The sequence below is a fragment of the Acinetobacter sp. 197 genome, from assembly GCF_048148385.1.
Taxonomy (GTDB): Bacteria; Pseudomonadota; Gammaproteobacteria; order Pseudomonadales; family Moraxellaceae; genus Acinetobacter; species Acinetobacter pecorum.
Genome location: NZ_JAYWZK010000002.1, coordinates 104,378 through 126,522, shown reverse-complemented (window position 1 = coordinate 126,522; position 22,145 = coordinate 104,378). Strand labels below are relative to the sequence as shown.

General features: G+C 38.4%; 22 protein-coding genes. 10 read left to right on the top strand and 12 right to left on the bottom strand.

Going from position 1 to position 22,145, the window contains the following annotated elements; translation table 11 throughout:
• The first annotated feature begins 4 nt into the window (after positions 1-4).
• Both clpA and VXQ11_RS03200 read left to right on the top strand, forming a co-directional pair.
• Entirely contained in the window at positions 5-2,281 is a 2,277-nt protein-coding gene (gene clpA / locus VXQ11_RS03205) for an ATP-dependent Clp protease ATP-binding subunit ClpA (protein ID WP_064096102.1), read from the top strand.
• A gap of 95 nt (positions 2,282-2,376) precedes the next feature.
• Positions 2,377-2,730 carry a YnfA family protein gene (locus VXQ11_RS03200; RefSeq protein WP_064102073.1) on the top strand — a complete coding sequence of 118 codons (354 nt, stop codon included), beginning with the start codon at positions 2,377-2,379 and terminating at the stop codon, positions 2,728-2,730.
• Between the two features lie 108 nt (positions 2,731-2,838).
• Here VXQ11_RS03200 and VXQ11_RS03195 read toward each other — a convergent pair whose 3' ends face one another.
• On the bottom strand, positions 2,839-3,315 hold the full coding sequence (locus VXQ11_RS03195; protein WP_064102169.1) for a hypothetical protein: 477 nt from the start codon (positions 3,313-3,315) through the stop codon (positions 2,839-2,841).
• Positions 3,316-3,662: 347 nt separating this feature from the next.
• Between VXQ11_RS03195 and VXQ11_RS03190 the strand changes: the two genes are divergently transcribed.
• Positions 3,663-4,955, top strand: a complete 1,293-nt coding sequence (locus tag VXQ11_RS03190) for an MFS transporter (protein ID WP_416705408.1) — start codon at positions 3,663-3,665, stop codon at positions 4,953-4,955.
• Positions 4,956-5,011: 56 nt separating this feature from the next.
• Here the strand turns inward: VXQ11_RS03190 and argF are convergent, their stop codons facing one another.
• Positions 5,012-5,932, bottom strand: coding sequence for an ornithine carbamoyltransferase (gene argF, locus VXQ11_RS03185; protein WP_191731165.1), 921 nt, complete (start codon positions 5,930-5,932; stop codon positions 5,012-5,014).
• Positions 5,933-6,045: 113 nt separating this feature from the next.
• Complete coding sequence (locus tag VXQ11_RS03180; RefSeq protein ID WP_191731164.1) at positions 6,046-6,693, bottom strand: TetR/AcrR family transcriptional regulator; 648 nt, start codon at positions 6,691-6,693, stop codon at positions 6,046-6,048.
• Positions 6,694-6,923: 230 nt separating this feature from the next.
• Here VXQ11_RS03180 and prpB point away from each other — a divergent pair, with 230 nt between their 5' ends.
• Complete coding sequence (gene prpB / locus VXQ11_RS03175; protein WP_416705407.1) at positions 6,924-7,808, top strand: methylisocitrate lyase; 885 nt, start codon at positions 6,924-6,926, stop codon at positions 7,806-7,808.
• A 4-nt stretch (positions 7,809-7,812) separates the two neighbouring features.
• Positions 7,813-8,952, top strand: a complete 1,140-nt coding sequence (gene prpC, locus VXQ11_RS03170; protein ID WP_005246530.1) for a bifunctional 2-methylcitrate synthase/citrate synthase — start codon at positions 7,813-7,815, stop codon at positions 8,950-8,952.
• Positions 8,953-9,017: 65 nt separating this feature from the next.
• On the opposite strand, the gene VXQ11_RS03165 is transcribed toward prpC, so the two are convergent.
• On the bottom strand, positions 9,018-9,638 hold the full coding sequence (locus tag VXQ11_RS03165) for an aminotransferase (protein WP_081408800.1): 621 nt from the start codon (positions 9,636-9,638) through the stop codon (positions 9,018-9,020).
• Between the two features lie 104 nt (positions 9,639-9,742).
• A complete protein-coding gene (locus VXQ11_RS03160) occupies positions 9,743-10,219 on the bottom strand; it encodes a CinA family protein (protein ID WP_064096108.1) in 477 nt (158 codons plus the stop codon).
• 253 nt (positions 10,220-10,472) lie between these two features.
• Between VXQ11_RS03160 and VXQ11_RS03155 the strand changes: the two genes are divergently transcribed.
• Both VXQ11_RS03155 and VXQ11_RS03150 read left to right on the top strand, forming a co-directional pair.
• Positions 10,473-10,703, top strand: coding sequence for a hypothetical protein (locus VXQ11_RS03155; protein WP_064102078.1), 231 nt, complete (start codon positions 10,473-10,475; stop codon positions 10,701-10,703).
• Between the two features lie 601 nt (positions 10,704-11,304).
• Positions 11,305-11,583, top strand: a complete 279-nt coding sequence (locus tag VXQ11_RS03150; RefSeq protein WP_064102079.1) for a hypothetical protein — start codon at positions 11,305-11,307, stop codon at positions 11,581-11,583.
• A 107-nt stretch (positions 11,584-11,690) separates the two neighbouring features.
• Here the strand turns inward: VXQ11_RS03150 and VXQ11_RS03145 are convergent, their stop codons facing one another.
• Both VXQ11_RS03145 and VXQ11_RS03140 read right to left on the bottom strand, forming a co-directional pair.
• Positions 11,691-12,035, bottom strand: a complete 345-nt coding sequence (locus VXQ11_RS03145) for a hypothetical protein (protein WP_064102080.1) — start codon at positions 12,033-12,035, stop codon at positions 11,691-11,693.
• Positions 12,036-12,423: 388 nt separating this feature from the next.
• Positions 12,424-12,726, bottom strand: a complete 303-nt coding sequence (locus tag VXQ11_RS03140) for a hypothetical protein (RefSeq protein WP_171254942.1) — start codon at positions 12,724-12,726, stop codon at positions 12,424-12,426.
• A 961-nt stretch (positions 12,727-13,687) separates the two neighbouring features.
• On the opposite strand from VXQ11_RS03140, the gene VXQ11_RS03135 reads away from it, so the two are divergent.
• The gene (locus VXQ11_RS03135) at positions 13,688-13,834 is read left to right on the top strand and encodes a hypothetical protein (RefSeq protein ID WP_171254943.1); all 147 of its coding nucleotides are present in this window, start codon (positions 13,688-13,690) and stop codon (positions 13,832-13,834) included.
• Between the two features lie 41 nt (positions 13,835-13,875).
• On the opposite strand, the gene VXQ11_RS03130 is transcribed toward VXQ11_RS03135, so the two are convergent.
• From VXQ11_RS03130 to VXQ11_RS03110, 5 genes are all read right to left on the bottom strand, one after another.
• The gene (locus VXQ11_RS03130; RefSeq protein ID WP_179992347.1) at positions 13,876-14,511 is read right to left on the bottom strand and encodes an SOS response-associated peptidase; all 636 of its coding nucleotides are present in this window, start codon (positions 14,509-14,511) and stop codon (positions 13,876-13,878) included.
• Positions 14,512-14,878: 367 nt separating this feature from the next.
• On the bottom strand, positions 14,879-16,117 hold the full coding sequence (locus VXQ11_RS03125; protein ID WP_416680056.1) for an alpha/beta hydrolase family protein: 1,239 nt from the start codon (positions 16,115-16,117) through the stop codon (positions 14,879-14,881).
• A gap of 182 nt (positions 16,118-16,299) precedes the next feature.
• Complete coding sequence (locus VXQ11_RS03120) at positions 16,300-17,442, bottom strand: catalase family protein (protein WP_416680057.1); 1,143 nt, start codon at positions 17,440-17,442, stop codon at positions 16,300-16,302.
• A 155-nt stretch (positions 17,443-17,597) separates the two neighbouring features.
• Positions 17,598-17,813: a hypothetical protein gene (locus VXQ11_RS03115; RefSeq protein ID WP_064096117.1), complete on the bottom strand. Its 216-nt coding sequence runs from the start codon at positions 17,811-17,813 to the stop codon at positions 17,598-17,600.
• A 411-nt stretch (positions 17,814-18,224) separates the two neighbouring features.
• Entirely contained in the window at positions 18,225-19,430 is a 1,206-nt protein-coding gene (locus tag VXQ11_RS03110; RefSeq protein ID WP_416680060.1) for an alpha/beta hydrolase family protein, read from the bottom strand.
• A 1,559-nt stretch (positions 19,431-20,989) separates the two neighbouring features.
• Between VXQ11_RS03110 and VXQ11_RS03105 the strand changes: the two genes are divergently transcribed.
• Together VXQ11_RS03105 and VXQ11_RS03100 are read left to right on the top strand one after the other, a co-directional pair.
• Positions 20,990-21,274 carry a hypothetical protein gene (locus VXQ11_RS03105; protein WP_416680061.1) on the top strand — a complete coding sequence of 95 codons (285 nt, stop codon included), beginning with the start codon at positions 20,990-20,992 and terminating at the stop codon, positions 21,272-21,274.
• 439 nt (positions 21,275-21,713) lie between these two features.
• Positions 21,714-21,851: an I78 family peptidase inhibitor gene (locus tag VXQ11_RS03100; protein WP_416705489.1), complete on the top strand. Its 138-nt coding sequence runs from the start codon at positions 21,714-21,716 to the stop codon at positions 21,849-21,851.
• Positions 21,852-22,145: the final 294 nt, after the last annotated feature.

Below are 22,145 nucleotides of genomic sequence, written 5' to 3'. Positions count from 1 at the left end.
TTACATGCTCAGTCGTCAATTAGAAGTATCACTACGTTTGGCTGTCAGCATGGCTCGTCAAAAGAGACATGAGTTCCTGACCGTAGAACATTTATTGTTGGCCTTGCTCGACAATGATTCCGCCGTAAATGCACTGAAAGCATGTGGCGCGGATATTATCGTGCTGCGTAAGGAATTAGAAGAGTACGTAGAACAACATACCCCTAAACTTGGTGAAAATAGTGACCAGGCACCACACCCGACAGAAAGTTTTGACCGGATCTTGCAACGCGCGATTTTTCACGTGCAATCAAGCGGCGGTGATCGTACTGTAGAGGGTGCCGATATTCTGGTAGCCATGTATTCTGAGCGTGATTCATTTGCGGTCTATCTGCTGAAACGCCATCAGATTAACCGATTGACGCTAACCCAGTACCTGTCGCATGGTACGCGTAAAGAAGACGTGCAATCTGAAGAAGAGATTGAGGACCTAGATGGCGAATCCACATCTTCAGCGAGTTCAGGCCCACTTGAGCTTTATACGACTAACCTGAATGTGGAAGCCCAAAAAGGCAAGACCGATCCACTGATTGGTCGTGAAAAAGAAATCGAGCGTGCCGCGCAAATCCTTTGCCGCCGTCGTAAAAACAACCCGCTGCTTGTTGGTGATCCGGGAGTTGGTAAAACCTCGATTGCTGAAGGTCTGGCCTGGTTGATTGTTAATGGTAAAGCGCCAAAACCCTTGGAAAATGCTGAAATCTTCAGCCTGGATATTGGTGCTTTGGTAGCAGGAACCAAATACCGTGGTGATTTTGAAAAACGCTTGAAACAGCTTTTAAATGCGTTGAAAAAGAAACCAGAAGCAGTGCTGTTTATTGATGAAATTCACATGATTATTGGTGCAGGTTCGAGCATGGGCAGCACCATGGACGCATCGAATCTGATCAAACCGGCGCTGGCAAATGGTTCTTTACGTTGCATTGGCTCAACCACTTTCCAGGAATATCGCCAGGTCTTTGAGAAAGATCATGCTTTATCACGCCGTTTCCAGAAAATTGATGTGAATGAACCCTCTATTTCAGAAACCATTGATATCCTACGTGGTCTGAAATCGAAATTTGAAGATTTCCATCATGTGGAGTATGACGATCAAGCGCTGGTATCTGCAGTAGAGCTATCTGCAAAATTTATTAACGACCGCTTCCTGCCAGATAAAGCGATTGATGTGATTGATGAAGCCGGTGCACAGCGCCGTCTTAAAGCGGAGCAAGATGACAGTTTAATTACGGTAGAAAATATTGAAGACATCGTTTCTAAAATTGCGCGTATTCCACCAAAAACGGTCTCTAAAGATGACAAGAGTGTGCTGGAAAATCTTGAGCGAGATCTGAAACGTGTGGTGTTTGGACAGGATGAAGCTATTGAGGCCTTGGCATCTGCAATTAAGTTGTCACGTGCCGGTTTGAAGTCTCCAGATAAGCCTGTAGGTAGTTTTGTCTTTGCGGGTCCTACAGGTGTTGGTAAAACCGAAGTGACCAAGCAGCTCGCGAAACAGATGGGTGTGGAACTGGTTCGTTTTGATATGTCGGAATACATGGAACGCCATGCAGTGTCCCGTCTGATCGGCGCACCTCCCGGCTATGTCGGTTTTGATCAGGGTGGCTTGCTCACCGATGCGATTCACAAAAATCCGCACTGTGTATTACTTCTTGATGAAATCGAAAAAGCACATCCAGATGTATTTAACCTGTTATTGCAGATCATGGACCATGGTTCATTGACCGATAATAACGGGCGTAAATCTGACTTCCGCAACGTGGTCTTGGTACTGACCACCAATATTGGTGCTGAGAGTATTTCTCGTGCCAGCATCGGTTTCATGGAACAAGACAATAGTAACGATAATCAGGAAGCGATGAAGAAAGCCTTCTCGCCGGAATTCCGTAACCGTCTTGATGGCGTGATCCAGTTCAAGGCATTACCAAGCAGCATTATTGAAAATGTTGTAGATAAATTCCTGACAGAACTCCAGGCACAACTGGATGATAAAAAAGTCATGCTCGAAGTGGATCAGAGCGCACGTGAATGGATGGCTGAACATGGCTATGACCGTTTGATGGGTGCACGTCCAATGCAGCGTCTGATTCAGGAACACCTGAAAAAACCGTTGGCTGAAATGATCCTGTTTGGTGAGCTGGCTGAAAATGGTGGTAATGTTGCGGTGTCTGTTAAGAAAGAAAATGGTAAGGCAGTCGGCTTAAAACTTGAAGTTTTTGAAGACCAGACAGCTGAACCGGCCTAATTGACGAAAAAGATTAAACCCGTGCTTGCACGGGTTTTTTCATGCATTCATATTTTAAAGCATTAAACTCATTCATCTAGTTCAAAAGATAAATTATGGATATTCAAATTACCAAGTTGTTCACGACATTTTTCCTGTTTTTGGTCACAGCATTGATGGAAATTTTAGGCTGTTATTTTCCTTATCTAATTTTAAATCAGGGAAAAAGCCATTGGTTGTGGATTCCGACAGCTCTGGCTTTAGCGATCTTTGTCTGGCTATTAACCTTACATCCGGCTGCTTCGGGAAGGATCTATGCAGCATATGGTGGTATTTATATTTTTTCTGCCCTGATGTGGTTGCGCTTCATTGATCAAGTGACGCTGTCACGTTGGGATCTGCTTGGCGGTATGGTGGTCATACTGGGCGCATTAATTATTATTTTGCAACCACAAGGCTTGGTACGTTAATCGGAGTACACCTCGATAAAAAAGTTCATCAAAAAAGGCAGCCAAAGCTACCTTTTTTGTTTTCTAAATTCTGTAATCGAATCACCCGAAATTTCTTATATATTTAGACTATTTCAATTTGCAATCTTTCTGGGAAATAGCAGTCTTATAAGTTTGCGTTTGCGAGTTCAATGTAAGTTCAACCTTGTAAGGGTTCTCAATCTGATAACGATGTTCAAAGAAAATTTCACAATTATTGAGCAGATTATTACGAATTACTTTCATCACCTCTTTGCGCCCGAGGTCTTTTTCAAACTGGCTGAAGTCGGGTGTGGTAATCATTCCTTTTAGCGTGGTTTTATTAGCGCTTAGCTGCAATTGTTCAATCACTGTATTCTGGTCAATTTGCAGAGGCAAGGTTCTGGAATCTTCTGCGCTCAGTACTGTCAGCAATTCATTCAGTTCAGCTTTTTTCTTAATTTTAAAGCTACTGTCGAGAATCCCTTTTTTATGAAGATATTGATCAAATTCGGAAGCATTTACATTTGTTGTGAGTAGACCGAGACCAAGTCCTAAAACGCTGAGTAGCTTAATATTATATTTCATATGAATCACAGAAATTACGTTAACTTTATGAGAAAAATAGAAACATGCCATGAATAGAAACAACACACAACTTTAATTTCATAGCGAATACTTAAGCGCTAAGTTTTAGTAACAATATTTGCCTATGAGTATTAGAATTTTCATATTTCAGCTTCAAAAAACTCATCAAAAATTACACTTATTATTTTGTCTGACTATTCAGCAAAGCTTATATTTATAAAAAATCTACAATAAAAAGTAATAGCTCTAGCTTGGGTTTCTGGAGAAGGGGAAACAGTTAGTAGGAAGATATATGCCTAATACCTATAAATTTTGAACCTGAATAATTAAAATAAGGATGTCGTATTTTGAACCAAACTTATACTAGACAAGAAAAAATTAGTCGAATTAAAGGTGTTGTTGGAGCAGCTTCTGGTAACCTGGTCGAATGGTTTGATTTCTACATTTATGCTGTATTTGCAGTGTATTTTACCCATGCATTAACCGCTCCTGGAATGGAAAGTTCTGCCCAGGCGATTTACGTTTGGGGAGTATTTGCAGCCAGCTTTTTCATGCGTCCCATTGGTAGTTGGTTATTTGGGCGTATTGCGGATAAATATGGCCGCAAGAAGTCGATGGTTATTTCAATCTGTTTGATGGCATTGAGCTCTTTCCTGTTTGCGGCTTTACCTACCTATGAACAAGTCGGAATGATAGCTCCTTTTCTGTTGCTACTTGTACGTCTGCTACAGGGCTTGTCTGTAGGGGGGGAATATGGTGCAGTCGCAACTTATATGAGTGAACTCGGCCTCAAGGGTCAACGTGGATTCTTTTCTTCTTTTCAATATGTAACCTTAACTGGTGGTCAACTCTTGGCAAGCTTGTTGGGCGTCATTTTCTTGAATATGATGACGGAACAGCAGTTACAAGATGGAGGTTGGCGTATTCCTTTTGTTATAGGTGGCGTGGCTGCACTTGCTTCTTTACTGGCACGTAGCCGGCTTGAAGAAACTTTATCGCATGAAGATAGTGAAAAGCAGGAATCCGGCACACTTAAAGAGCTATTTAAAAACCACTGGAAAACCTTTTTGCTGGTCGTTGGTTTGACTTCAGCAGGTTCTTTGAGTTTCTATGTGATCACGGTTTACTCAAAAACTTATCTGACCAATATTGGGATTGATGCCAAAACCGTAGGACTGATTATGACAGCGTCTATCTTTATTCTCATGATAGCACAACCCTTTTTTGGCATGCTGTCCGACCGTATTGGACGAAGAAACTCAATGCTACTGTTTAGCAGTCTGATGGCTATTGCGATTTATCCCGTCATGGTGCTCGGTATGCGTGCCTTCAGCAGCTCTCCCTTGATTGTAGCGTTTCTGCTGATCTTTCTAATGATGATACTTAGTTTCTATACCTCTATTAGCGGTATTGTAAAAGCAGAATTGTTTCCGCCTCATGTGCGTGCGCTTGGGGTAGGCTTTTCCTATGCTGTTGGGAACGCGGTCTTTGGTGGCTCCGCACCCTCTGTTGCACTACAGTTTAAGGCAGCAGGAATAGAAAACAGTTTCTTTGTCTATGTGATCGTGATTTTGATTATATGTTTCTTCTGCAGCTGGCAACTTCCTAAAGAAGCTCAATATCTAAAAGATGATCTTTAGGAAGTGGAAAATCAAAAAAGCACCTCGGGAGGTGCTTTTTCATAGTTTATAAATTATCAGTCTTTTTTCAGGTTTTCATTGAGCAGAAACTCAACCAGCGCTTTTTGTGCATGCAGACGATTTTCAGCTTCATCCCAAACCACAGCATTTTTATGGTCAAGCAGATTTTCTGAAATTTCTTCACCACGATGCGCTGGCAGACAGTGCATGAACAGACAGTCTGGATGCGCAAGATCCATCAAGCGTTCATTGACTTGGTAGTCTGCAAATGCTTTTTCACGGATTTTCTGTTCTTCTTCCTGACCCATGCTGGCCCAAACGTCAGTCACGATCAGATCGGCATTCACGGCTGCATCTTCAGCAGTATCTACCAGCTCGACACAATGCGCGAATTCAGACAGGAACTGTTGCTGCGGTTCATAACCTTTCGGTGCAGCCACTTTCAGCTTAAAGCCCCACATGTGTGCTGCTTCAATATAAGAATTACACATGTTATTGCCGTCACCAATCCAGGCCACAGTTTTACCTTCGATTGAACCGCGATGTTCCAGGTAAGTCTGCATGTCGGCAAGCAGCTGGCAAGGGTGGTGATCATCAGTCAGCGCATTGATCACTGGAACTTTAGAATAGGATGCAAAACGTTCAACGATATCATGACCAAAAGTACGGATCATCACGATATCCAGCATACTTGAAATCACGCGTGCAGAATCTTCAATCGGTTCACCACGGCCTAACTGGGTATCGCGTGAAGAAAGAAAAATTGCGCTACCGCCAAATTGGCTCATGCCAGCTTCAAACGAAACACGCGTACGGGTACTGGATTTCTCAAAAATCATGCCCATCACTTTACCAACAAATGGTTGGAATACTTCATTGTTATGCTGTTTGCGCTTAAGCTCAATTGCGCGTTGTAAAATCTGGTTAAGTTCTAAAGTTGATAAATCGCGTAAGGTGAGAAAGTGACGGAGAGCCATTCGTTACTCCACAATAATTGCCGAAAAACTCGATCAACAATCAGTTGTTGGTTAGTTTAAGAAAAAATACGGAATCGGCTAATATACTATAAGCAGTCAAAAATGCAAAAAAACTAGACTTTTTGATGACCGTCTAAAAAGCGATCTACACAATAACTGATGTATTTGTCGATTTCCTGATCATCTTCCTGTACCGGAATTCCCATCAGGATGCGCCATTCCAGATTGCGTAAAATACCAAAATACAGCTGTGCTGAATATTGAGGATTTTCGCAATGTAATAAACCTTGTACATCTGCTTGTTCTAAAGCCGTTGCAATGGCACTTTGTACATGCACTGGGCCACGCTCATGAATATGCTGGGCGAGCTCAGGATTACGCTGACTCTGTTCCAGAACCAGACGCATAAAAGCGGAATTCTCTGGTTGCATGATCTGATGATAAAAATTGAGCAAGGTGTGTACCAAATAACTACGAAAATCCAGTGCCATCAGTTCAATGGGAATACTGATATCTTCAAAAAACTTGATACGGCGGTAATCACAGATGGCTTTAAACAAACCTTCTTTATTACCAAAGTATTTATAAATAGATGCTTTGGAACCACCGGCATGCTGCACGATATCATCCAGAGAGACAGCATCATAACCCCGTTCCAGAAACAGCTCGGTTGCACTGTTTAGTAAAGCAATACAACGCTCATGACCGCGTTTGGTTTGCGGCAGGTCTTTGGCGAGCGGTTCTAGGGAGAGGTCTTGCATAGGAGATATATATCAACATGTCAATAAGGATTGAACTGCCATCATAACAAAAATATGCGCATATTTCATAATCGCACCAGAGAGGTGCAGTATTTAAAAAATTAGTGAGAACAAAACTTGAAAATTTGACTAAAGTTTTAGAGTATTTGTTCTATCGGGTTATGGAATGAGCAAACCAAATGGGTATACTCGAATTTCAATAATTATAGCCAAGACTGTGGAAAAGGAAGATGACAGAACAAATCTCTGCAGGTTCAAGATTTAGACAAGCACTTGAAGTCGAGAAACCATTGCAAATTATGGGCACGGTAAATGCCTATGCTGCCATGATGGCCAAACAGGTCGGTTATAAAGCCATTTATTTATCAGGTGCCGGAGTCGCAAATTATTCTTATGGTTTGCCTGATCTGGGTATGACCAGCCTGGATAATGTTCTTGAAGATGTACGCCGCATTACCGAGCGTGTCGATACCCCTTTATTGGTCGATATTGATACCGGATGGGGCGGTGCATTAAATATTGCCCGCACGATCAAGCAGATGATTGCAGCAGGAGCCGCTGCAGTTCATATTGAAGATCAGGTTGCACAGAAACGTTGTGGTCACCGTCCAAATAAAGAAATCGTATCGCAACAGGAAATGATCGATCGTATCAAAGCGGCTGTGGATGCGAAAACCGATTCAAACTTTGTGGTAATGGCGCGTACTGATGCGCTGCAAAAAGAAGGCCTGCAAGCCGTGATTGACCGTGCTTGTGCGTGCGTTGAAGCGGGCGCAGATGCAATCTTTGCTGAGGCGATGACCGATATTACCATGTACCGTACAGTATGTGATGCAGTTGGTGTGCCCGTCTTGGCGAATATTACCGAATTTGGTGATACGCCGTATTATACGGTAGATGAACTGGCCGAGCAGGGTATTGGCATGGTGCTGTATCCATTATCAGCGACGCGTGCTATGCAGAAGGCAGCGCTTGAGGTGATGCAGTCGGTACGTGAACACGGCACTCAGGTGAATGTGCTGGATCTCATGCAACAACGAAAAGAACTCTACGAATTTTTAGATTATCACAGCTTCGAAGACACATTAGATAAACTGTTTAAACAGGAGAATTAAAAAAATGGCTGAAGGAAAAGTACTCACCGGCGCAGGATTGCGCGGACAAGTGGCAGGTAAAACCTCACTTTCAACAGTAGGCAAAAGTGGCGCAGGCCTGACCTATCGCGGCTATGACGTGCAGGATCTGGCGGAACATTGCCAGTTTGAAGAAGTCGCTTATCTGATTTTCTTTGGCGAATTGCCGACAGCAGAGCAATTGGCCGCCTATAAAGCTAAACTGAAATCATTACGCACTTTACCCCAGGCGTTAAAAGAAGTGCTTGAGCGTATTCCTGCCGATTCACACCCAATGGATGTGATGCGTACTGGTGTTTCCATGCTGGGAAATCTTGAAACTGAGCAGTCTTTTGAGCAGCAACAGGATATCGCAGACCGTATTTTGGCAACTTTGCCGGCAATCATTTGTTACTGGTATCGTTATAGCCATGACGGCGTGCGTATTGAAGAAAATACTGACGATGCTTCAATTGGTGCACAGTTCCTGCATCTTCTGCATGGTGAAAAACCAAATGAGCTACATGAACAGGTAATGAATGTTTCCTTGATTCTGTATGCAGAGCATGAATTCAATGCTTCGACTTTTACCGCTCGTGTGTGTGCATCAACGCTGTCCGATATGCATTCCTGTATTACCGGCGCAATTGGTTCCTTGCGTGGCCCTTTACATGGCGGTGCCAATGAAGCTGCAATGGACATGATCGAAAACTGGACGTCGCCTGAAGAAGCTGAACGTGAAATGCTGGGTATGCTGGAACGTAAAGAAAAAATCATGGGCTTCGGGCATGCGATCTATAAGGACAATGATCCGCGTAATGGCATCATCAAAGTCTGGTCTGAACGTTTAGCCAAAGATGTCGGTGACACGGTACTGTATCCAGTCTCAGTGCGCTGCGAAGAAGTGATGTGGCGTGAGAAGAAATTATTCTGTAATGCGGATTTCTTCCATGCATCTGCTTATCACTTCATGGGTATTCCAACCAAGCTGTTTACCCCAATCTTTGTTATGTCACGTGTGACAGGCTGGTCAGCGCATGTGATGGAACAACGTGCAGACAACCGTATTATCCGTCCAAGCGCAGACTATACCGGGCCAGAGTTGCGTAAAGTAGTGCCAATCGCTGAACGTTCTACCGCAGCTTAATCTGTTTCTGTGGTAAAAATAAAAAATAAGGTCTCAATTGAGACCTTATTTTTTTATCGGTTTCGTTATCGGCTTAACAGTGCCGGATCTTCAATGCTATAACCTGTTTCAAAAGGAATGCCTAAGTATTTTACTGTTACCAGAGTTTTATTCTGTCGCGGAACTTTATAGGCTTGGCTAATTTTCAAGCCTTGCTGATAACTGACTGCTTGCTGAACCGGGCTTTTTTGTGCGCCAGATTTCACTTGATATTGATAGGTCCATTTTGGCACTTTTTCATTCGGATCATGCCAGGCAGGCGCGCTACCTTTTGTTGTCTTTAACACCGTAAGCTGTGGTTTTGATTTTTGAATCGGACTCAAGGGGACTAAACGTTTTTTGATTTTAGCGATGTCCTGATCAAACTTGCGGCTATCCTGATCATAATCGATGCGCTTGGTTTTAGGATTGATATATAAGGAATTGACCTGAATCAGCTGATTCGGTGTTTTAGATTTAAAATTATAATAATACAGTTGAGGCAAGCGTCCACGACCATCAAGGTAATGACGAAGGATATAAAGTTTTTGTTCTTTGACTTCATAGCCTAAAACTTCAATATTTTGTGGGCCGCCTACTGTAGCGAAAGCCAGACCGGGCAAGCTAAGAGGGAGCAGAAGCAGTGCGGTTTTAATATTCATGGTCATTCCACTCTCAAAAAAAAATAGATTGGCAACTAATCATGCCAATCTATCCTAAAATACGGTAGAAATAATGAAGCTTATTCAGGCTACACAGTAACTTTGAAAGCTTAGCGGTTATTCAGCAGATTGATCATGTCATGTGCAACCGCTGCCGACAGTTTGTTGAGGCGTTCAAGTGGTGAGCCTTTGAGATAATACTGAAACTGATGGATTTGCGTGCCATCATTAATGGCCACAAAAAATGTTCCTTCCGGTTTCTCTGGTGTCGCGCTACCACCTGGTTTAAGCAATCCGGTACAGGCGATAATCCAGTCAGCATTACGAAACATTTTTTTACCTGCTTCCGCCAGCGCAACAGTTACCGGCATAGATTCGGCAGTATGACTATTAATCAAGGTTTTAGAGATACCCAATACTGAAGTCTTGACACTTACATCGTAGCAGATCAAACCACCAAGCAGAATTTCGGCACCTTCACCTTTACAGATGGAGAACTGGCTGCTGAGATATCCAGAACTTGCGCTTTCGATAAAGGCAATTTTTATATTTTTCTCTTCGAGTAAGCTGCAACAGGTTTTTATCATAGTCTCTCTATTTCTTTGTGGGAGTAGTGATTGTCGATCAATCTAGACAGATTTTTCCATCCATTAACTTCAAGTATATTTATATTTTTATGAAAATTAAAACTATTTTCAGAGATAAGTGTAATTTCATGTTGTTTGGACTTTATAGTCTGAGTGGTTAAAGCTTGGGCTATTTTCATAAATAGAGGTTTCTTCTCAAGCGGAACAGTGGTAAAAATAAAAATAAAGTGCTTAGTAAAAGTAGGGCGTTGGAATGCAAACCACAGTAAAATATGTTGTCTTGAAAAGTCTTGACTATCAATTGGGAACACCGTTATTTCAGGAAGAAATCGATGCTGATGGTCAATATTTTGATCAGATTCCAAGCACGCTTTCTTATCAGAACTTACAGTTTAAGGTGATAAGCAAGGAGCTTAAACGTTTACATCTAGCTGAAGAGCAGGAAGATACTCAGACTATTATTGTTAAAGTGGTCAATATCTAATAAAAAATGAGTCTAATAAGTCTCCTTAAAGGAGACTTATTATATAGAAGTGATCTAATAAAGATAATTTAAAACAATGAGTTTACCTAAATTAATAGTAAAAAAAGAAAAAATTATTTAAGTCAAAATCAAGATAAAATCTATAAACAAAAATTATTATTGAGGAAATTATTTTAATTATCGTATTAAGATGTGTTTAAAATATTTTAAAAAATGGATTATGAATATTTAATTCGATTTTCAAAAAATATTGCAAAAGATAAATTTTTTTATATATTTATAAATATCAAAAGCATAAGTTATGGTAAGTTGTATTTAATAATATTTTTCAATTTTTCTATATATAAAACAGAGCTTAAGTTATTTCTTTTATTGGATAATAGTTTTGATTTTTATATCTTTCCTTATGTTTCTTTTGCATTATATTAGGTGATTTATGTTGCTCATTAATCTCCACTTCAATTACTTAGCTTACTATTTTTTACATTGAATTAAACTGTAACAGGTCAAAGGTTGGATAAATCTAAAAAATGAGTAGAGTGGTTATTAAGTCGAAACTCTATCGGCTTTTAATTTAAAGCAAATAGTAAGGAATACCACCATGGCTAATAACCAACAGCAAGACCAACAGAACCAACAACAGCAACAGCAAAATCAACAACGCAATCAAGATCAACAGCGTCAGCAAAATAACCAGCAAAATCCAAATCAGCAACAACACAACCAGCAGCAACAACAGCCGCAGAGTCAAAGTAATCAGCAACAACAGCAGCAACCGCAGCGCAATCAGCAACAAAACCAGCAAGGCCAACAGCAACAACAGCCACAGCAAAAAAGTAACCAGCAACAACAAAATTCACGAAATCAACAAGATGAGTGAAAAATAAAGCGTTAATTCTTTCCAGAATATACGCTATTTATAAAAAACCGCCTGAATAAGGCGGTTTTTTATGCATTTACTTTTTCTTATAAAATTGAATATATCAACTAGGAACACTGAATATTAGCTTTCTGCTTGTAGAAATTCAGCGCATTGTCTAGATCTTGGAGTAGATCCTTTTCTGTATATTCCTGAGGGGCAAGTTGTAGTAGTGCTGGCATGTAATTATTTTTATATTCTTCAGGATACTGGTTACAGAGGATGCGGATTCTTTCTTCTATACTAATTGTTGAAGAATCTAGTTTATCCAGATAAACACTGAGCTGGTTATCTGACTGTTCAAACTGTGCTCTGATATTTGAATCAGGTTTGGCTGAGCTCTCTGCTTGTTGTTTTTGGCAACCACATATTGCCACGCTCATCAAGACAGTAATCAGTATGCGTTTTTTCATAGTGCTAAATGTTGATATGCCTTATATGAAAAATTATAGAGATAAATAGCGAAAAAGAAAGCAGCCATCTGCAAATTTTATAAGTTGTTGAGAAACTATATATAGTTAGTAGCAAGTATTTTAAAAATGAGAATCTTCTCCCAAAATTTGAACCAAGCTTTTTAATATTTATTTGAATTGATCATCTTTAATATTTGGATGTTTATTGGTCAAATTTGAGGGGTGAAAATATTTTTGCCTAAAATACAGACATTTATTTAACAGAAATAGTGAATATTTCACATTTGGAAACATTGAATCTATATATCCTACACAGATTGGGTGGTTGGCTAGTGATATCTTGGCGTCATTCTAAAAAACTTAATTTAAATAATTAAAAATCAGCATATTACAAAGCCTGTTCAATTGAGGAGAGTTGAACAGGCTTTTTCTTTTTCGCAACAATCTTCTTTTTTGATACTGATTGTAGTTTTCGCCCCTGTTGTTCACATAAGTTTTCATTCACAACATAAAGCATGAAAATTCTCTCAAGAGAAATACATGAATAGATGTTATTTATATATCTCTTTTCACGAAAAGACAGGACAAAGCTATGATGAGATGTATATGCGCATTTGGCATGGGCGTGATGGTCGGCTGTTGTTTTAAATCTTGCAAAGAAAAAATGTGTCAGATGATGAGCAACGAGCATTGTAAAAAGGACCAGATGACTAAAGCTGAAGAACCTGTACGGACTTAGCTCTGAAGGCTTTAATTTACCTAAATACGGAGCAGAGTAGCGAAGTCGTTCCAGCTTATTCAGCTGATCCAAATCATGATGTATTGGATCATTTTATATTTGAAGCAATAAAGCTCGATTCAGAATCGAGATTTATATAAAAGGAGAAAAACATGATGCAATTTATATTTTGTTTATTTGGTCTTCATGGTGCAACTGAAATCGATTACACCTGTGATGATGATGAAATAAAAGAGTGTCGTGATTGCTTGAAAAATATTGAATAATATTCCAACAATAAACGTAAAGCCTTTCCAGTTCAATCACCAGGTGGCGAGGGCTTTACTGATGAAATTTTCCTTATAATAGAGATAAGGTTGGAAGATTTTCGTATTTGGTCTCGGTGAAAACAAGATTTGGTTGATTACGATACTTATGTATCCGGCAAGATAAATTTATATTCGTCATGTTTTTTCTTCTATGAATATGATAAAGGCCATGGGAAAGAAGTATTGTAAATGTGATGCTTAAAACAGTCTTTTGATTGCTGGCCATTATTGCACCACATTTTCTGTCTTTCTGGTGGAACAACAAAGTCAGTCAAGCAGACTTATCTGAGGTGGTGACGTAATCGCATTTCAGACATATTGAATGACACACGTTAGCAAAATATTCAAAAAACAGGGGGCGTCTGAATCCTTTAATTACACCGCCAAGACTCTCTATTAACCAATAAGTAAGTTTATATTCTCATACGGTATTATCCTCCAATCAGCTATCGAGACTTATTAACTTATGTGTGACAGGTGCTGTGAGAAGTGAGTACATGCTGAAGAGATTAAATTTCTATAATGTAAATGTGAAACATAAATAACATTGATGTTTATTGTCAGATGTCATATTTATTTTGAGTAAACAGATCGAGGAGATATATATGACAAATAAGCCAGAGCAAGAGCAGGAATCAAATCCACAAAAAGAATCAAATGACGATAAAGGGAATCAGGAATCTTATAAGCATGTCAAGCCGGAGAAAAAACCCAATGCCGAGCCAGAAAATCCATTGAGAGAGCAGAAATAAGTATTTTATATGAATAAAGCCCTAACTTGGTTTAGGGCTTTTCAGTTGGTCCACAAACCTTGCTCTTTAGGCCTTGCTATAAATTCATCTTTCATTTCAAAGAAAAAATTATGAGCTTGTTCATGGTCGCAGTTGAGCCAGTCGTGTCGTAATTCTTCAGGAATCACAATAATCGAACGTTTTTCATCATTCGGCTTGTGAAACCGTTTCATAAATGGGTGCTGATCCGAATTTATGGTAAGCATCGAAAAGGATCTGATTTTCTCACCTTCAATCAATGCATCCTCATAAATTGCTGCAACCGTGAAAGGATGACCATCTTCACGTGAAATACCAAACCAGTGTGGTTTATCGTCTATATATTTAGGCTCAAAGAATGTATCGACTGGGACTAAAGTAAACTGGTTATTTTTCCAGGCATGTCGAAAACTTGGTTTGGATGCCACTGTTTCACTCCGGGCATTGTAGGTATGTCTGCCATATTTCAACTCTTTTGCCCAAGATGGAACTAGTCCGAAACGTGCAATATCCAGCTCAAACTTGTCCGCACCACGCATAATGATTGGGGCGGGTGCTAATGGATAAACATGTATTTTTATTCCGAGTTCCAGTTGTTCTTCATGAATATCTAGTAAGGAAAGACGTTTTTTTGAAGGGAATTCATAGTTCGAGCACATAAAGAACCTCTTTCATTCTCATTGTTGTTTGCTAAAGAATTAAGGAATCAAAATGGGGAACTCAAAAATCAAAATTATGAGTTTCAGCAAAAGCTCTAATACTTGCTTTAGCTACACGTTTGCGAAGGAATAAAATTTGGATTAATTAAAGTTAGTTGGCCTGTAGCAGGCCCGGATTAATCTCAAATAAATGAAATATTACGTTTCGATATTCGTTACAGCTTAACTGCGATAAGCGTGTTAATGGCATACTCAGGCCATAATAGCTAAACTTTTAATGATATGCAGTCTAGTAACAGACTGCATATTTCATAGATTTCATATAGTTACCGTGATCACAAATATCTAATCGACAAAAATATGAACATTAATTTGTCTCACAAGTACTCATAAATTTTCCTTGTTCAACTGAGTTGATAAAGTCTTCGACCATAAATTGACTTTGTCTTAAAGAGCCATGATGATCTGCACCTTCAACAGTTTTAAATGCAATCGGCTTTTGTTTGGTACACATTAGCTGATAATAGGCATGAGTACCTTGATAATCTACAATCTGGTCTTTATTACCCTGAACTATCATTACAGGGACAGTAGGTATCATATTTTCGATGGATTGTTTTTTCGAGTATTCTATTAAGGGATTAAGATCTGCATCGGGTTTGAAAACTGTTTGAGGTGCTTCTTTCACATCGGCTTGTAATTCCGATAAGCCATGATTACGCGCATAATTGACAATCTGGGCCATTTCAGGACTCAATAAATTCATAATATTGAGGCTAGGATCCGCGGCTTCAGCACCTAAAAGAACGATAGGAAGAAATGCAACCACACTTTTTTCGATTTGAGGATGCAAGGCTGCGTATTGAGCAATTCCCTCATATTGATATCCTCCTGGGGCAACGACTAGTGCTCCACGTAACTTTAACTCGGGTGCATCTTTTTGCCCATGTGCAGCTACCATTAGGGCAGCAGCGCCTCCCTGACTGTGTCCCATGACATACCATTTCCTGTTAAAATGATAAGGCTTTAAAAAATGAAGCGCTCTCACAGAGTCAACCACAGTATGCAGTTGGCTCTGTGCATTCATGTAGGGGTGTTTACCGGGTGTACCTAAGCCCTGATAATCGGTGGCAACTACTGCATAGCCTTGGGCAAGCCAGGCATCAAGTGGCTTGGAAGCCAGCTCTTGATAGGCATGCACGGGTCCACCGACATAATCACCAGAGGGGGCACAGGTATCTGCCACTCCGGTGGTGCCATGTGCCCAGGCTAAAACGGGCCAGCCACCTCTAGGTGGTTTGCCTTGTGGCAATAAAACAAATCCGGAGACAACAATGGGTTCTGAATGTATACCACGGCTGCGATAGGTAATTAAAAATCGTTGGGCGGCATGGGGAAATAAATCAGTACTTTGTTCTTCGATAGCGAGTAGAGTTCCGGGGGTCTTTGCAGCAATATCACAATTATGATGATTGCATTTCTGGGAATCCTGATTCTTGCATTTCCGGGAAATAGCAGGAGAGGCGAGCAAATAAGCAGAGCCTAAGCCCGCACAGCCCACTATAATTTTCAGGAGAGGACTTTTTGTTTTCATCACAGATACCATTTCAATTTTTATAATTTCATTTATAATGTAGCAGTCTTAGCCATGTTTCTAAATTAACTATTAACAAACTTTGTAAACTAAAATTACTAAAATTATTAAGCTAAATTAAATAAATGATGCAATAATCGCTCTAATTTTAGTTTAAGTTATAATTTAATTAATAATTCATATATATTTAGTTCTCAGTGTGGTTCTAATCTTTTAGTAGCATTCATCTCATGTCTAAGCTGACTGATACGCTCATAAATCACCTTTCGCATCCGGTTTACTCCTCCCAGAGGTTTGTGTTCCGGTACTGTATGCCATGGCGTAAAGGAGAGGTTTTCACAAAATTCGTTTTGTTCAGGTGTATCAAAAACCTGTTGAGGAATATGAATAGTCGCTAGCTTGTAAAAAGGTGCCTGGTTTTCTGGCCATTCGGTCATCGAATCTTCGACCGACATGCTGTTTGATGTTCGAGGTTGTACTAAAAACTCCATGCATGCCTTACTTTTTTGCAATTGGTTCCGTAGATTTTCTCTTAGAAAATTATTGTGGGGATTATAGGGTATAGGATCTGTTCCTCTTGAACATGCTTGGGCTGAATACTTTACAGCTTGACGACCACTGCCTGTTCCTAATTGATAGGGCACCATGGACCAATATCGGGTTTGCAGAGGATTAGATATTGTATTTCTCGTATTTAAGGCAATCCAGGTTCCTTTAGCCCCTAATGCAAAAGGGGTATGCAATTTTTTGAGAAAGCTTTCACTATTTATATCCTGCATAAATGCCATATAACGAGCTGGATCATTCACAAAAAAAACCGGATGATTAATCATGATGAAATCTTGAGTAGACATTTCATCATGATTTAAAAGTCTTTCTCCCGGTACTGCCAAAAGCTTTATTGCCATGCCACGGGCATCTTTTTTAATATCTGCTTGTTGAGCATTACTAGATCCATTAGAAAAACGTATCCAGGCTTGATAGGTTTTTCCGGGAAGAAAAATACCTTGTGCCAACTCTTTGGGAAGTGCTTCAGCTATCTTGAACTCTGCGCGTACACAACCGTGTGCCTTAGGGTGTGCATCACGTAGCGCGATACCGGTCGAATACTCTTTCCGAATAGATTTCTCAATAATGTCTGCGATCTTTTTAGCTGTGATTTCTTCATCAGGATAAAGGCTTTCATTTAAACCACGATCTATATTGGGATATGTGATAGCTTTGGGAGATTCAGGGGTTATAGGCGAGGTATCAGCATATATAGTGTTAAAGATATTGATGGTCATCAGCGGGAGGTAAAGTAGGCCCAAGCCTACAGCTCTTATAAAGTCAGGCATTGAGTATCTCCTTGATATACCGCTAAAGTTAGTTTTAACTTATGATCTGAAATTCTTTGAAGGCCCTTTAGACCAATAATAATGATCATATTTGTTTGATTATCATTCTTTATTAGATACTCTATTTCAAAGTAGGTTTTTACTTTTAATTCAACTTAATAATAAAAATAGGGATCCTGACTGTTTTTTGCCACTTTATTGCAGTTCTTGCACTTGATACTTTCAATAGAGTAGCGCCCATGAGTTTGCTTGCCTTCTGCAGCAGCAATAATAGAAAATTGCTGAGTATCATTAAAGCTATAGTCATCCTGTGCTTCACAAATAGAACACTTGATAATTTTTCTATCGCAGTAGATGTATGCTTCGTTCATTATGTATCTCCTGATTCTTGGTTTTATATTTTCACTGTTTATCATCATCCAATATTATGTAGTATTCACCTAGAACTATATACTGAATAGCTTGTTTTTATTAAATTTTTTGTGTACACATTGATAGATTATTGAGATGAAAATACAATTAAGGTGATGTATGCTTATAATATAAATTTATGAAATTTATAGATTATTTAATTTTTCGAAAAGCGTTTGTAATCCGGTGTAGGCACAGTGGATTCTGCTCTTTAGCAGTTATCTCCTGAGTATAGCTTCTGAGTTGTGGAAGTGTGAAAAGGGCTATGCCTGTATTGCTGTGCATGGCATTAAATGTATGTACAGCCCCTCACTTGCAATCAAGGGGCTGACAATTCTTTAAAGGCTAATTTTTAAAGTTTTACTTGATTATTATTTATTACAGGTACTAATAAATTTCCCTTGTTCAACCGAGCTGATAAAATTTCCTACCATGGATGCACTCTGTCTTAAGGAACCATGGTGATCGGCACCTTTAACGGGCTGGAATGCGATGGGTTTTTGCAATTTGCAGATCTGCTGATAGTAAGCATAAGTACCACGAGGATCTACAATCTGATCTTTATCACCTTGAACAATTATTACAGGAACAGTAGGTATCATATTTTCAATCGACTGTTTTGCGGAATAGTTAAGTAATGGAGTAAGATTTGCATTTGATTTAAATACTGTTTTGGGAGCTTCTTTTACTGTAGCTTGCAATTCTGATAAGCAACGATCCCGTGCATTAGTCGTAATCTGTCCCATTTCTGGACTGAGTAGATTCATGACGTTCAGGCTTGGATCTGCCGCATCGGCACCCAGAAGAACAATAGGAAGAAATGCAATCACACTTTTTGGAATTTGCGAATGAGTTGAAACGTATTTGGCAATCCCTTGATATTGATAACCACCTGGTGCAACAGCCATTGCTCCGAGCAGCTTGAGTTCAGGAGCATCTTTTTGCCCGTGAGCAGCTACCATCAGGGTGGCAGCACCTCCTTGACTATGTCCCATGACGAACCAGTTTTTACTGAACTGGTAAGGCTTTAATAGATGGATTGCCCTGACAGAATCTACGACAGTATGTAACTGGCTCTGTGCATTCATATAAGGATGTCTTCCTGGTGTACCTAAACCCTGATAGTCCGTTGCAACCACTGCGAAACCACGAGCGAGCCAGGCATCAAGCGGTTGGGCGGCGATTTGCTGATAGGCATGCACAGGCCCTCCTACATAATCTTCAGAGGGTGCACAAGTGTCAGCCACACCAGTTGTACCATGAGCCCAAGCAACAACAGGCCATCCACCTTTTGGGGGATTACCTTTAGGGAGCAGGATGAATCCGGAAGTTACGATAGGCTCTGAATGTATGCCACGACTACGATAATTAATTAAAAATCGTTTTGAAGCATGAGGAAATAAATCGGTGCTTTGTTCCTGAATGGATAACAAAGTACCTGGTGTTTTTGATACCACATCTGTTAAAGGACTTTTATCTTTTTGGGATTGTGTAGGAGAAGCTGCAACATGGCTAGCAAAGCCTAGACATATACAACTAATCATAACTTTAAGAGGAATAGGATTTTGAATTTTCATTGCCGATACCACTTTAATTTTTATAATTTCATTTTTAATGTAACAGTCTTAGCCATGTTTCTAAATTAATTATGAGTAAACTTTGTAAACTAAAATTAGTAAGCTGATCTCAACAATTGATGCCCTGAGTACTATGGTTTTAAGTAGGTGATATTTGAAAAAATCACAGGAATAACTGCACTCAGTCTTTGTGGTTAAGAGACGTACCATCTGACATCTCCATAAATTTAAAACCCAGATTTTTCCTGATATTTATAAGGTGAGCTTTATATTAAGTGGGCGGTCTATGACTCACTTTAATTGTGAACTGATGTCTCATGAAAATATTGAAAATTGTCTATTTTTTAAAAGGCATATGAAATATTTCACAGCGAATCATCGTGATGACCACGATCCTTGCTTATTAATGGCAACGACAATTCCAAAGTTTATTGATTTACTATCAAAACAACCTGATAAATTTTATGCTTTAAATTTTAGACATCTATAAATACTATTTATTACCAATAAAAGAAGCTATAAGTAAATTAATTGGTATGAAGATGAACCGTGATCAGAGTCAATAATAACTTTTTTATATTGGTCTTATAACATTTTTTAGTATGAGTAACATAAAAAGTACACCGGCTGATGGATTATTTTATTGTTTAGAAAATGCTACAAAGTAATAAAATAACCTAAAAAAACACTTTGAAACATTTTATTCATATTTTCTACATTTTATTTAATGATTTTCAATGGTACATTTTATATGCGCTCTGAAGAAGACGCATGTAATACGAAGAAAATGACTACAGTAATGGCCCGCTTGTTCGCAAGAATAAGCGGGCTTTTCAACTGAAAAATAAATTTATTTTAGTCTTGAATATAATTTAAACATATATATAATACAAAAATAGATTCTATGGCTGTAGTTTCTTTAGTTTTTCAACCTCCTTTTTTCATAAAGGAGGTTTTTTTTTGCTTTTTTATTTAAGATTTTATATATATTAATAATTTGTATTATTTTAAGTGTATGTATTATATAAAAATAATAATAGTAAGGTTAGACTTTTGTGTATTCTATCTGCGCTTTATAAAGGTTAAATTGATATATTTTTAGTAGAAATGAAAAAACTAATTAAAATGAATAAAGAACCAAATATCAGTCTAAATCTATATTAGAAAATGTAATTTTTAAAGATTTACATAGGATCTTAACGCTTAAATTTTAATTTTTTTCACTATTTCTTTTTTTTCAAAAATAAATAGGTTAATATTTGAAAAATAGGGAGTTTTATGTTTTTTTGGAGAAGCAGGCTAATAATTATTCGATTATAAAATTATGTCATTAAAATAAAATACTTTAATAATAATTTGTATGGAAAATAAAAATAAAATTATGGCGAAAACCCACCTACTTAATTTATAAGAATTAAGTGGGATTTTTTAATACGAACAAAATGTGAATTTAAGTTTCGTAAAGTAAAGGTTTAAGTACGTTTTCTAACTATTTTAAAATCTAAAAATGTTTTATCTTTTAATGCTTATTAATTCGACCAGAAGATATAGGCATTCACATGACACAGGAAACACTGGTTTTAGTATATGATGAAGCTCTGAAGGTGCATGGTTCAGCTACGCATGACATAAACGGTAAGTTGAAGTTTCTTGCAGAATACTTATCATTGTATGCAAAATTAAGGAATGAAGCAGCTCTTATTGAAATTAAGACTTTGACCGTACGATGCAAATACAGATCTAGGTCTAGAACCTATTGGGTATTCGATATGCCTGAAATATCTAATAAAAAGCTATATATTGAATATCTTTTTGATTTAATTGGCGGATTTAAAAGGCTGTAATAATCATTATAAATTACTAGCAATTGAATATTTAACATCTTTAAAAGACAGAATTTTATAAAACTCATAGATAGATCATATAGCATTAGGGTCTCTCTATTTTAAACCTCCTTTATTAGGAGGTATTTTTTGCCTGTTAAAAAATCAAGGTTTTAATTTCTGTTTTTAAATCTCTATTTCATAATGTGTATTAAGATTGTTGATAAAGCTAGGCTCATATAAACCGTCTGTCTTAGGTATGATCCTACTTTTATTTATTAAAGATATAAGTTTATGAAATTTATTTATAATTTATCATTTATTCTTGCAGCAGTGGCCTTGAATGCTTGTGCCGGAACTCCAGATAAAGAAGTCGTTTACAAGCCTGAAATGATGAAAAAATAAGTACCTGACAGTGCAGCTAAATTAGCACGTAAGACATTAGCAATGTGAAGCTGATATCAAATCAAAAACAAATGCTGAGGTTGTTAGACTGGTTGCACTGGGTCAACCTATCACTAAGGATTATCATCTAGGACGAATCAATGTAATTGTTGATCCACAAACTCAAAAAATTGTTAAGGCATTTTGTGATTAAAAACTAAAAAGCAATAGTCTACAGAATCTTCTTCGGGAGGTTATTTCCATTATAACTGTTAAAAAAATACGAAATTCGCCAAATCATCAAGCTGAAAGCAAGATACTTTTTTTATTAAGCTTTCTGTTTAAATAGAATGTATAGAGATTGTTGTTAAGCCTGTAGTCGAGGCTACCATATTCTGTATGATTACCTTTTTTATCCTGAAAAGACAAAATTTTATGAAAATTATCCAGAATTTATCTTTAATGTTAGTTGCTGTCGCATTGACAGCATGTGCAAATAATCCTGAAC

What these genes read in the sequence shown, in the direction of transcription:
- clpA (WP_064096102.1), top strand. Translation starts at nt 5, where the DNA reads ATGCTCAGTCGTCAATTAGAAGTATCACTACGTTTGGCTGTCAGCATG.
- VXQ11_RS03200 (WP_064102073.1), top strand. Translation starts at nt 2,377, where the DNA reads ATGGATATTCAAATTACCAAGTTGTTCACGACATTTTTCCTGTTTTTG.
- VXQ11_RS03195 (WP_064102169.1), bottom strand. Translation starts at nt 3,315, where the DNA reads ATGAAATATAATATTAAGCTACTCAGCGTTTTAGGACTTGGTCTCGGT.
- argF (WP_191731165.1), bottom strand. Translation starts at nt 5,932, where the DNA reads ATGGCTCTCCGTCACTTTCTCACCTTACGCGATTTATCAACTTTAGAA.
- VXQ11_RS03180 (WP_191731164.1), bottom strand. Translation starts at nt 6,693, where the DNA reads ATGCAAGACCTCTCCCTAGAACCGCTCGCCAAAGACCTGCCGCAAACC.
- prpB (WP_416705407.1), top strand. Translation starts at nt 6,924, where the DNA reads ATGACAGAACAAATCTCTGCAGGTTCAAGATTTAGACAAGCACTTGAA.
- prpC (WP_005246530.1), top strand. Translation starts at nt 7,813, where the DNA reads ATGGCTGAAGGAAAAGTACTCACCGGCGCAGGATTGCGCGGACAAGTG.
- VXQ11_RS03165 (WP_081408800.1), bottom strand. Translation starts at nt 9,638, where the DNA reads ATGACCATGAATATTAAAACCGCACTGCTTCTGCTCCCTCTTAGCTTG.
- VXQ11_RS03160 (WP_064096108.1), bottom strand. Translation starts at nt 10,219, where the DNA reads ATGATAAAAACCTGTTGCAGCTTACTCGAAGAGAAAAATATAAAAATT.
- VXQ11_RS03155 (WP_064102078.1), top strand. Translation starts at nt 10,473, where the DNA reads ATGCAAACCACAGTAAAATATGTTGTCTTGAAAAGTCTTGACTATCAA.
- VXQ11_RS03150 (WP_064102079.1), top strand. Translation starts at nt 11,305, where the DNA reads ATGGCTAATAACCAACAGCAAGACCAACAGAACCAACAACAGCAACAG.
- VXQ11_RS03145 (WP_064102080.1), bottom strand. Translation starts at nt 12,035, where the DNA reads ATGAAAAAACGCATACTGATTACTGTCTTGATGAGCGTGGCAATATGT.
- VXQ11_RS03140 (WP_171254942.1), bottom strand. Translation starts at nt 12,726, where the DNA reads ATGCTCGTTGCTCATCATCTGACACATTTTTTCTTTGCAAGATTTAAA.
- VXQ11_RS03135 (WP_171254943.1), top strand. Translation starts at nt 13,688, where the DNA reads ATGACAAATAAGCCAGAGCAAGAGCAGGAATCAAATCCACAAAAAGAA.
- VXQ11_RS03130 (WP_179992347.1), bottom strand. Translation starts at nt 14,511, where the DNA reads ATGTGCTCGAACTATGAATTCCCTTCAAAAAAACGTCTTTCCTTACTA.
- VXQ11_RS03125 (WP_416680056.1), bottom strand. Translation starts at nt 16,117, where the DNA reads ATGGTATCTGTGATGAAAACAAAAAGTCCTCTCCTGAAAATTATAGTG.
- VXQ11_RS03120 (WP_416680057.1), bottom strand. Translation starts at nt 17,442, where the DNA reads ATGCCTGACTTTATAAGAGCTGTAGGCTTGGGCCTACTTTACCTCCCG.
- VXQ11_RS03115 (WP_064096117.1), bottom strand. Translation starts at nt 17,813, where the DNA reads ATGAACGAAGCATACATCTACTGCGATAGAAAAATTATCAAGTGTTCT.
- VXQ11_RS03110 (WP_416680060.1), bottom strand. Translation starts at nt 19,430, where the DNA reads ATGAAAATTCAAAATCCTATTCCTCTTAAAGTTATGATTAGTTGTATA.
- VXQ11_RS03105 (WP_416680061.1), top strand. Translation starts at nt 20,990, where the DNA reads ATGACACAGGAAACACTGGTTTTAGTATATGATGAAGCTCTGAAGGTG.